At 69.4% G+C, this 248-nt stretch carries 1 pseudogene; it reads left to right on the forward strand.

The window, feature by feature from the left end:
- Positions 1-248: pseudogene (locus SB771_RS36115) on the forward strand (TonB-dependent siderophore receptor); the annotation flags it as partial.

A 248-nucleotide genomic window follows, 5' to 3' on the forward strand; every position in this document is an offset into this window, starting at 1 on the left:
GTGCAACTGGACGACGCCAGTCGCCTGACGATCGTGGCCAACAGCGTCGACCTGACGGCCCGGGATCCGCTCGGCCTGACGTACGCGCAGTTCCAGGACGCGCCGCGTAGCGCCGAGCTGGCGGCGCAGTACGACACCCGCAAGACCGTGCGCCAGACCCAGGGCGGGCTGGTCTACGAACGCCACGTCGACGGCGCCAACACGCTGCGCCTGATGCTGTACTACGGCCAGCGCGACACCACCCAGTT

It is taken from the genome of Burkholderia sp. SIMBA_051 (assembly GCF_046534915.1).
Classification (GTDB): domain Bacteria; phylum Pseudomonadota; class Gammaproteobacteria; order Burkholderiales; family Burkholderiaceae; genus Burkholderia; species Burkholderia ambifaria.